This is a genomic window from Pedobacter agri PB92 (assembly GCF_000258495.1).
GTDB classification, from domain to species: Bacteria; Bacteroidota; Bacteroidia; order Sphingobacteriales; family Sphingobacteriaceae; genus Pedobacter; species Pedobacter agri.
Genome location: NZ_AJLG01000048.1, coordinates 17,780 through 28,753, shown reverse-complemented (window position 1 = coordinate 28,753; position 10,974 = coordinate 17,780). Strand labels below are relative to the sequence as shown.

Sequence of the window (10,974 nt, the reverse complement as noted above, 5' to 3'; positions counted from 1 at the left end):
GACCCTCCGCCATTACAGGCCAGAAAGCAGCAATACTGGCCTGCAGATTCCCTGACGGTGCTTGCAAGGAGGGAATCTCCAGAGCTGATGCAGGCAATGATTGATCAATCGCTGACAGGATTCAATGGCTCGCGTGTTGGCATCAGATTGCTAGACGATATCCGCATCGGGGAGCAATTAGTTAAAAAAGGCACTTTGGTTTATGCGCTCATTACCGGGTTTTCTGCTCAAAGGGTACTGATGAGTATATCTTCAATTGCCAATCAGGGTGTTATCTTCCCGGTGAAGCTGGAGATTTATGATCTGGATGGGATTAAGGGTATCTATGTACCGGCCTCAGCTTACCGTGAATTTAGCCGGGAGCTTGCATCTGGCTCGGTTTCAGGAATCACGATGCAAGCATCCACTGATCAAAACCAGCAGCTCATGAGTCTACTCGGGCGGATGTTTCAGTCGACTACCGGAGCGGTGAATAGGCTGATCCGTTCCAACAAAGCAAAGATACGCTATCCTTCAATGGTCTATCTGATAGATGCATCAACCACTACTAAAAAATAAACCGCTGTTATGAAAAATTTAAGCGCCAACATCATCTTTTTTTTTGCAATCTGCAGCTGGATTTTTTCCGCTCATGCATCCGCAAATCCATTGCCTGTTATTTACATCAGCACTACAAGTGCTGTCCATTTACGCTCACCAGAGCCCATCAGTTATGTCGATTTACCCACTGGCAAAATTTCCGGAGACCTGCCACTGAAAAATCTGCTTCGCCTTCGGATTTTGCGTCAGGATTCTTCTGTTAGCTATCCCCGTGAACTGGGTATTCTGACTGTTACCGGGGAACAGTTTCTGGCCCAGTATCGCATCATTCTGGTCTCACCACAAGCAGCGCAGGCGAATAGCGAAATAGAAATACTGCCCCAACATATGCTTCCGCTTGTGCCTGCTGTATCATCATTGTCTACGCCCCAGATCCGGACAAAGGCCATGGAGGTGATCTCCAGTAAGCCGATAAGGTCGCTGGCTAAGGCTAGCAACCAGGGCATCAGCCTCAGCGTGCATCAGATACTAAGCTGCGGGGAGCTGATTTTTTTAGATCTTGGCTTTGAAAATGCTACGGCACTGGAATATCAGATTGAACGGATAAGCTTTAGTATCAGCGATAAAAAAATCCTTAAGGCCACCAATTTTCAGCAGTTCCCCCTGAAAATAAAACAAGCCTTGCATCCCCTGGATAAATTTTCCAAGCAGGGGAGAAACATTTATGTCCTTGATAAAGCTACATTTTCTTCGGATAAAAGACTGGTCATTGAGTTGAGTGAAAAACAGCCTTCATCCAGACTGGTCAGCTTATCATTAAACTATCGCGACATCCTTTCGGCAGATAGTTTTTAGGATTTTTAGCATGCTTAGAGCCTCAGAAAATTCACTGCTTTCCAGCCATCCAAAGCTTGATCACGCGAGAGTGAATTGCATCATTAAACCCTTAATTCATTATGGAAGAACGAAGCGAGCTGATCGGGCTACACCGGTTTATGCAGTTTAGCATTTATTTTTTTGTATTCCTGGATCTGCTGTATTTTATTATCATTCCCGGGATTCATCTGCAATCGATGCAGGCGCTGGTGAATCTGCACCAGGTGATGAGCAGGGTTCAGATTTATGGGCATCCTTTATACAGCAGGATTTTTATCATGCTGCTGGTGATGCTGGTAGCTATTGGAACAAGGAGTAAAAAGCAAAGGATGCTTTCCCCAAAACGGCATATCCTTCTTCCGCTATTTATCAGCCTTGTGCTGCTCTTTGCAGGTATTCTGGTTTATTCGCTGGAAGTTTCATGGCGTAATTTCTCACCAATGGTTTTTCAGGCAATATATGGTATGCTGCTTTTAAGTGGAACAATTGCCCTGCACATCTCGATGGATAACATTTCAAAAATCATTTCTTCCAAACTGGGCAAAGATAAGTGGAATGTGGAAGGAGAATCTTTTATGCAGGAGATCAGGCCAAGCGGGATCCCGCACGCGGTGAGTATCCCTATGCTGTTTTATTATGAAAAAAAAGTCAGAAAAGGATTTATCAATATTGAAAATATATTCCGGGGAACCTTGCTCATTGGTACGCCTGGTTCTGGAAAATCTTTTGGCGTAGTGATTCCCTTTATCCGGCAGCTGATCGATAAGGGATACACGATGTGTCTTTATGATTTCAAGTTTCCCGATCTGGCTTCGCTGGCTTACCGCCGCTACTTAGCAGCAGAAAAGGTTTCGCCATCCGGTCGCAAATTTAATGTCGTGAACTTAAACCAAGTCGAGATGAGCAGAAGGGTAAATGTTTTCCGGCGTGATTATATTGCCACCCTGGCAGATGCTGCCGAGACGGCTGAAGCGCTGGTAGAAGCGCTTAAAAAGGGAGATAAGTCAGGAGGAAGTGACCAATTTTTTACCCAAAGTGCTATAAATTTTTTAGCCGCCTGCATTTATTTTTTTGCCCGCTATGAATCAGGCCGCTATTCCTCGCTTCCTCATGTGCTCGCCTTTTTAAACCGGTCTTATCAGGAAATTTTCGACTGCCTGGTAAGTAATATAGAGCTGGCCTCACTATTATCACCATTCATGAGCGCTTACCACGCCAAGGCATTCGATCAATTGGAAGGGCAGGTGGGCACTTTAAAAATATTTATTTCCCGGCTCGCCACCCTGGAAACATTCTGGGTATTCTCGGGCGATGATTTTTCGCTCAAGATCAGCGATCAGAATTCACCATCGATACTGGTGTTAGCAAATGATCCCTCTACTCAGAATATCAATTCCGCCTGTTATTCAGTAGTGCTTAACCGGCTGACCAGACTCATCAATTCCAAAGGCAATCTGCCAAGTGCGTTGATACTGGATGAGCTTCCGACGATTTTTGTACACCGCATTGAAAACCTGATCGCCACTGCACGGTCTAATAAAGTGGCCGTACTGATGGGTTTGCAGGAACTTCCGCAGTTCCATCAGCATTACGGGAAAGAGGTCGCCAATACTATCTGTTCGGTCGTAGGAAATGTGCTTTCAGGATCTGTCAGGAGCAAAGAAACACTGGACTGGCTGGAAAAGCTTTTTGGCAAGATCAAACAGGAATCTGAAAGTCTCTCCATTGACCGTTCAAAAACTTCGCTTTCTTTATCTGAACGCCTGGAATACCTCATCCCATCAGGTAAAATTGCCTCACTTGGAACTGGAGAGATGGTAGGGATGCTGGCCAAAGAAGCCGATCATGCATATAAAGGCAGTTTTTCTCCTTCAGTGGTCAATTGCAAAATAAATTTAGACCTAAAAGCGATCGCTCAGGAAGAATCCCAGCCAATAGAACTTCCCAGGTATTATGATTTCAAAGGCAATAAACAGAAAGTTCTCACAGAGAATTTTGCAAGAATCAATAAAGAAGTGGACGGCGTGGTTTTGCGTTGCCTGAGAACAAACAGCTAAGTCCAAACTTTTAAACCAAAATTTTTATGGAAAATTTTAATGGAACTATCGCATTGGTAAGCGAAATAAATGGTGGCGTAGTTAAACAGATGCAGATCGGCATCATATCCGCAGTTGACCCGCTGCTTGGCAAAGTAGATATTACCTTTGCCAGTCTGCAAAAAGAGCAGTTTGCCCTTCATCAGGTCCATGTGCTTAAAGACAGGCATTCGCTGTATCAGCTGCTGATGTCGGCTTCGGGCAGTATACCTTTAGGAGATTTTAAAACCCTTTTCAAAGTAAATATGCTTCAGGATCGGGGAGACCCTTCCGCTTTGCTGGATGCCTTTCAGCTTTTAAAGTTCTCCCCATCTGCCGCTGCAGTAGCTACTGATCCGCTTGGTGAGCGTTTGCATGTGGCTGAAATTCTGCAGCAGGCCAATCTTCATCATCCTAAGCGATGAGAACGCTTGCTTCCGTCTTTCCACTATCTGTGCTTTTAATTTCGCTATGCTGCACTTGCCCGCTGAAAGCCCAGGTAAGTTGGCCGTTGAACAGATTTATTCCAACCAGCGCCTTTGGCCTGAGGATACATCCCATTACTAAAATATTGCAGTTTCATTCCGGAACAGACCTGCGCGCTCACTATGAGCCGGTGATGTCGGTAATGGCCGGCATGGTGAGTGATAGCGGAGAGAACAGCATTCTTGGAAAATATGTAAAAATTAACCATAGAGGAATAGAAAGCATTTATGCTCACCTTTCCAAAGTTTTTGTCATCCCCTCTGAGCAGGTGCACAGTGGACAGGTATTAGGCATCTCAGGAAACTCCGGCAGATCCACTGCGCCTCATTTGCATCTATCTATTAAAGTGGCCGGAAAATTCATTGACCCTGTGCGAACCCTTGAAATTCTGAAAACTACAAACCAAAACAATCTTATGGAAAACCTAGCGCCTATTCAAAATGATGAGCTGCCTTTAGCTGTGCTGCTTTCATTGCTTAACCATCACAGTTCGATTTCTTTATCTCCGCTCCAGGCAAAACAGTATGGGGTAGAAGTGGCAGATCAGTTACCAACAGAAGAGGAGGCGAATGATGGAAAATAAATCACGCCCCTTGCATGAACAGGTTGCATCAACACTCATTGAGCAATTGAAGAAAGGGACTGCCCCGTGGCAGAAACCATGGAATACAGAGGGAATGCTCATTCAGATGCTGCCTTACAATGCGCAAAGTGGTAACAGGTATAAAGGGATTAATGCCATGAATTTGCTGCTCTCGGGCTACGAGGACCCCAGGTGGCTCACCTTTAAGCAGGCTGAATCCATGGGCGCCAAAATCCTTAAAGGCGAAAAAGGAACCATGATTCAGTTCGTCAAAACCCATGAGCAAAAAACGATGCGGGATGAACAGGGTAGCATGGTCTTCGATGAGCTGGGGAATCCGGTCAAGCAAAGACTTCCGCTGTCCCGGCCTATAGTTTCATCGGCCTGGGTTTTCAATGCCCAGCAAATATCAGGACTTGAAGCCATAGTAAAAACGGGCCCCAAAGAAATTTCATGGGATCCCATGGAACGCGCAGAAGCGCTGATAAAAAACAGCAGTGCAGAAATCAATCATCGCTACATTGATTCGGCTTACTATGATGTGAGATACGATGCAATTACTTTGCCTGAGCGGTCCCAGTTTGCAGCGGCTGATCTGTATTATGCCACCGCCCTGCATGAGCTGGCGCATTGGACAGGACATCCCTCCAGGTTAGACCGGGCAAGTTTACTTCATAATGGAATGATTGAGTACAGCAAGGAAGAGCTTAGGGCAGAAATTGCCTCGATGCTAATCGGATCAGAACTTCGAATCGGACATGACCCCGGACAACATGCTGCTTATGTAGACAGTTGGGTTTCAGTACTCGAGGATACCCCATTTGAAATTCATGCTGCGGCGGCTGATGCGGAAAAGATCTTTGAATATTTATTAGCCATCGAGCGAAAACAAAGTATTGAGCTTGATCCCACAATGCTGGCTTCAGCAACGGAGACTCCAAGACCTTTTCTTTCAACGGGCGATGAGATCCTATATAAGGACCGGATTTATAGGGTCGAGGGGCATTTGAAACAGGGGCGGCTTCGCATGGAGCAACTGCCTTCTGGCATACAGTTTACCCTTTCCAGTGCAGACCCGCTATACGGTGAGTTGCTGGAGAAAAAAATCGCTCAGCATCCATTGATTTCCCTTGAGCAGATTTCAGCCGAAACATTAAAAAATAATTTACCATCATCAACCAAAAAAAGATAAGACTATGAAAACACCATTTGATGTGAAGGAGCTTCCGCTTTCCAAGCTTGAAGCGTTAGGTATTTATCATGATCAACAGTTGCTGCTTTCTCCCTCGCAGGTCCAGGCCCTCCTTGCTGGAAGACGAACGGATCTGATCTCCCTGCATGAAATCAAAGGGGCAGATTTTCTTATTGAGCGGTTAGATGCCAGGCTTTCCCTGCGCAGGCAGGATTCTGGCGAAGTTGAACTATTCATTCACCCCATTTATAAACAGCCGCGCGTTCATCCTTTGCTTAATCACCAGGAAACCCAGGAGCTGATCAGCGGCAAGCGAAGTTTCATAGGGAAAGCTGTTGAGCAGGAAGAGGGCAGGTCAACCATGGTGAACATTGAATACGATCCGTTAACTAAAGACTTTGTCAGTTATGATGTGTCCAAAGTCCAGGCCCCTGACCGGGTAAATGGCATGCTGCTATCTGAGGAAGAAAAATCCACTTTTCGCAGAGGAGAAGTATTGGAACTTGAAGACGGGACCCGTTTAAGGCATCGCGCTACAGCGCTTAATGGAATCTTATCTGACCGCAAAGCGCTGGTGCTTTCGGTGCTACTTGACGGCGGTATCAGCTATCTGCTTCTTCGGGGCATTGCTGCGCTGCAAGAGAACGCCCAGCAGCTCGATCACCGAACGCCGGCGTTTAATCAGGCGCTTTCAGAAATGGAGGGCGCAAGAAAGTTGCGGCACCGGACCGAAGATATCCCTGCCCGGCAGACAGAACCTGCGATAAGAAAAATATCAAGGTGAGTCAGTCAGTTTAATTACCAGTTCACTTAAAACAGAAAACACATGGATCAGAATAACTTAGCATATTTGCAAAAATCACTCGACTATTTAGGCTTTGGGACACGCTTAAATTCGGTATTGGAGGATGCGATTTACAAAGGATCCCGCTCATTCTCTATCGGTATCAATCAACGCTATATCCCGGCAGAATTTCGCTCAGACCCTTCAAAAGGAGTTGACACCATGCACTTTGAAATTCGCTTCAGCCGCTCAGCGACCAGTGAGGTCTATTTTTTAAATGCAATTGAGGCCAAACTGCAACGCTATAATTCCACTGAACCGGTAAATAAACGATTCGACATCGTACAGGATCATAGAATGACCGCACTTCAGTGTTATAAGCTGATGTGCGGGCTTTCTTTGCAAAAGGACATTTTTGTCAAGGATCTGGATAACCTAGAAAAAGATAGCCGGAAAAGAGTAACCGTCTGGTTCAAGCTCGATCTTGGAGTAACCGATAAAAGTGGCGAGCATCCTTTAAAATGGTTTTTTCCTGAATATGGCTTTAACCTTCAGCAAACCGTTGAAAAATATCCGTTTATGGATTTTCAGGATGAGGAGAAAAAAATGGCGAGCATTAAGGCACTGAGTTACGGCAATTTAATTTCTCTATCTATGGAGCTTGATGGAAAGAAGATTCCTGTCTATGTTTCAGCAAACCCGGAGCTTAAACGCCTGGACGTCTTCAATACTGAAATGGTTCTGCTGACCAAGCAGCAACTGTTTCCAGACTTTTCAGAAATGAAAAAGATCAATCTTCAACCCTTAGCCATCCCATCTACTCAGACGCCGGATGTCATTACGGAAGTTAATGAACGCACAAACTCTGCTAATTTTAAAAGATAACATTTGTCTTAAAATCAGGGCTGTATGATTGATGTCTAGGTAACGATTGCTCTCTAGACCGTGAGGAAATACAAAATCGCTCTTTAGGTTTGACAAAGTTTATATTAACCATGCTTTCTGCCCATCAATTTAGTTTTATCTGTTTGAAAAGGAATGTGATTCGTTTAGAATGCTTTTCAGTGAGTCTGTAAAAGGAGAAAGCCCCATATTTCTAAGGGGCTATATTTTATGTTCTATTGACATCCGTCTTTAAAACTAAACCAAACAAACTAAATTCTCAGACAATCTATTCCGAGAATTGTTTTTAAACGTTTTTTATTCTTGAGGTCCAAGTGATTTTTGCGCAATATAAAAGAGTTTGCTGGCCTGATGCCGCGAAGAAACTAATTATTGCTTTAAGGAACACTTCAAGACTCACATTTTAATGCCCTTTGGCCCATTATTCCAATCTAATTTTTTGCACAACTGTTAAACTTAACGATCAATTATAACAGAGTCATGCTGTTTTCAGCAGTAGCGGTTACAGGTTTTCAGACTAATTTCATCATCAGCATGGCGATGGTAAGACAAAATATCTGATTGATTTTCAAAGTCTTCTGAAAAATATTCATTGTCCATGCAACACTTTCAATTTTTTTGCATCTAGTATATAACAAATCGCATATAGCCGATCAGACAAAACTATTTTATGAGCAGATACTTATTAACGCTATGCATTGCCTTTCAATGCATTCTCATCTCAAATCAGGCTACGGCCCAGCAAAACAAATTTCAGCTTTCAGGAACACTTATAGATAGTGTTTCGGGAAAACCAGGGGAATTTTTTACCATTGCGCTTAGCAAGGATTCAACCGTGATCAAAAGCGCTGTTTCCAATGAACATGGGAAATTTTCTTTTTCCGGAATTGTGGAAGGAAACTACAAAGTTATTATTGGCGCCTTGGGATATAAATCGAAAACTATTCTGGTGAAGCTCAGCCGTGATACGGATCTGAACAAAATCCTAGTGGTTTCATCAGGTAATGAACTTGGAGAAGTTGCTGTCGCAGCCAGCAGGCCGCTGATTAAACAGGAGCCGGACAGGATCGTTTACGATATTCAGGCAGATGCAGAAAGTAAGGTGCTTTCTGTGATGGATATGATGCGAAAAGTTCCTCTTTTGTCTGTAGATGCAGATGATAATGTGAAACTCAAAGGAACTGGTAATTACAGGATTCTAATTAATGGAAAGCCTTCAGGAATTCTGACACGCGATCCAAAAGAGTATTTAAAAAGTATGCCTGCCGCGGGTGTGCAAAAAATCGAGGTAATTACCACGCCACCATCGAAGTATGAAAGTGAAGGTTTATCTGGAATAATTAACATCATCACTTCCAGAAAGATGGACAATGGTTACAACGGAAACCTAAATGCCCGTTACCAATCTCCAGGTGGACCCAGCGGAAACCTAAACTTTACCATTAAACAAGGCAACTTTGGTGCAAACTTTTATGCAGGGACCGGCGTTTGGCAGGTAGATGGCGTAAAAATCACCGATGCAAGAAACAGCCGCGGCGTAGCGATCCCATCAAGCCTGAATTCGTTAGGTTTTCAGCAAACCGATAATAAATGGGCCTGGGGTGGAGGTGAGTTAAGTTATGAAATCGACTCGTTGAATCTGATCACGGTAGAAATTAATCCCTACGGCGGTTATAACCAGCAAAACCTGAATCAGCATTTTGATTTGCGGGATGGTTCGGTATTGTCTTCTTATGATCTCGATGGAAAAACCCGTTATGAATGGGGAGGAACAGATTATACGTTCAATTATCAAAAGGGCTTCAAAGATAAAAAAGAGCACCTGTTAACTTTTTCTTATAAGTTTTTCGACAGTTCAGAACCGCAAACCAACGATGTAATGTTTAACAACCGGTTAAATTTTACCGGTGTAAATTACAGGCAAGATAATGTGAGCAGCTCGAAGGAACAAACTGCCCAGATTGATTACGTAAACCCCTGGAAGAAATTAACCCTGGAGGCTGGCGTGAAGGCGATATTAAGGCGGGGGGATAGTGATTTCCAATACCTTGGTTTTAATTCGGACCAAAATAGCTACATCATAGATCCGGCTCAGAGCAATGTTTATGGAAATGATCAGAATATATTTGGTGTTTACAATACCTATACGCTCAAACTTAAAGACTGGACTTTCAAAGCAGGCGCCCGCCTGGAAGGAACTTATGTTACAGGTAATTTCGAAACTACCGGCACAAGTGTAAAAACAGATTATTTTAACTTGATCCCATCGGTATCGTTTAACCGGACTTTAAAAAACAGTCAGAGTTTAAGCCTTGGTTTTACCCAAAGAATTCAGCGACCTGGAATATGGAACCTGAATCCCTTTGTCGATAAATCGAGGCCCAATTTTGAATATTTTGGTAATCCTGATTTAGAAGCCACGTTAAGTAACAATTTCGAACTGACCTACAGCAACTTTAAAAAAGGATCACTGAACTTAAGCTTAAGCTATAATTTTGCGAACAATACCCAGCAGGAGGTTTCTACCTATTTTCCTGCAGAAAACCTGACCCGTGTTACCTCATTTAATATCGGTAAAACCAGATTGTTAGGTACCAATGCCAATTTTAATTATCCCTTAACGGCAAAATGGAATCTGAATATAAGTGCCAATGTCAATTACATTTGGCTGGAAGGTATGATTAACGGAGTGCTGGCACAAAACAGTGGTGTAACCGGATACTCTAGTTTTACCACCAGTTATAAATTCGAGAAAACCTGGAAAACAAGTGTGTCTTTTAATTATGGCGCACCCGATGTAATGTTGCAAGGGCAATCAAACAATTATTATTACCTGGGATTTAGTGGTAGCAAGGACATTATCAAAGATAAATTAACGGTATCTGTTATGGTGGCAAATCCTTTTCAAAAAAACCGGGAATATAGAAGTTTCACAGAAGGAGTGAACTTCACCCAGGAGCGCATTCGCGAGAATCCGTTCAGACGTGTAAGCGGCTCACTGAACTGGAAATTCGGAAAACTTAAAGGATCAATCAAGAAGAGTGAGCGCAGTATTAATAATGATGATACAAAAAAGTCGTCTAATTAATGCTAGTTTATTGACTTAATTGTTATTCGGTCGAAGAAATTCGTATATCATTCCATCTGAGTGATCATCATCAGTTGGCATTAAAAAAGCAGATACAATTAAGTGTATCTGCTCATAAATCCCTTTTAAGTTGTGTGTTAAAAGTGATAGTGCGTCATGTTATATTTCTCAAGCTTAGCCTGAGGTAACCTAAGTTATACATCAGTTAGTTCCAGATGTACAATTACAGATACGGTATTAACCAGATTAAGGTTTTTAAATGTATACCCCTTTGAAGAGTTCGATTTGACAAATTTGTTATCACGCTATTAGGATGTAAATATTCATTACAAAAACTTCACTTTCCAAACGTAGTCGAATATCAACAACGCTATGATCGAGCTTTGACTGTTCAATACTATTTTTTGCGCTCGATTTGGCGATAGTCACTTCATTTATGTAAGGAGC

9 protein-coding genes are annotated in these 10,974 nt (G+C 43.1%); all 9 read left to right on the top strand.

The features are described 5' to 3' along the window. On the top strand, window positions 1-558 hold a 558-nt coding region (traM, locus tag ON09_RS09180), incomplete at its 5' end, for a conjugative transposon protein TraM (protein WP_010600770.1). Window positions 559-567: 9 nt separating this feature from the next. After that, window positions 568-1,395, top strand: coding sequence for a DUF4138 domain-containing protein (locus ON09_RS09175; RefSeq protein ID WP_010600769.1), 828 nt, complete (start codon window positions 568-570; stop codon window positions 1,393-1,395). Window positions 1,396-1,496: 101 nt separating this feature from the next. After that, window positions 1,497-3,473 carry a type IV secretory system conjugative DNA transfer family protein gene (locus tag ON09_RS09170; protein WP_010600768.1) on the top strand — a complete coding sequence of 659 codons (1,977 nt, stop codon included), beginning with the start codon at window positions 1,497-1,499 and terminating at the stop codon, window positions 3,471-3,473. Between the two features lie 26 nt (window positions 3,474-3,499). After that, window positions 3,500-3,916, top strand: coding sequence for a hypothetical protein (locus ON09_RS09165; protein ID WP_010600767.1), 417 nt, complete (start codon window positions 3,500-3,502; stop codon window positions 3,914-3,916). Next, entirely contained in the window at window positions 3,913-4,560 is a 648-nt protein-coding gene (locus ON09_RS24205) for a M23 family metallopeptidase (protein ID WP_010600766.1), read from the top strand. The genes ON09_RS09165 and ON09_RS24205 overlap by 4 nt, the downstream gene beginning before the upstream one ends. Beyond that, a complete protein-coding gene (locus ON09_RS09155; protein ID WP_202947135.1) occupies window positions 4,547-5,752 on the top strand; it encodes an ArdC family protein in 1,206 nt (401 codons plus the stop codon). The genes ON09_RS24205 and ON09_RS09155 overlap by 14 nt, the downstream gene beginning before the upstream one ends. Before the next feature lie 4 nt (window positions 5,753-5,756). Beyond that, window positions 5,757-6,536 carry a DUF4099 domain-containing protein gene (locus ON09_RS09150; RefSeq protein WP_010600764.1) on the top strand — a complete coding sequence of 260 codons (780 nt, stop codon included), beginning with the start codon at window positions 5,757-5,759 and terminating at the stop codon, window positions 6,534-6,536. 42 nt (window positions 6,537-6,578) lie between these two features. Beyond that, the gene (locus tag ON09_RS09145) at window positions 6,579-7,421 is read left to right on the top strand and encodes a hypothetical protein (protein WP_010600763.1); all 843 of its coding nucleotides are present in this window, start codon (window positions 6,579-6,581) and stop codon (window positions 7,419-7,421) included. Between the two features lie 688 nt (window positions 7,422-8,109). Beyond that, window positions 8,110-10,527: an outer membrane beta-barrel family protein gene (locus ON09_RS09140; RefSeq protein ID WP_010600762.1), complete on the top strand. Its 2,418-nt coding sequence runs from the start codon at window positions 8,110-8,112 to the stop codon at window positions 10,525-10,527. Window positions 10,528-10,974 lie beyond the last annotated feature (447 nt).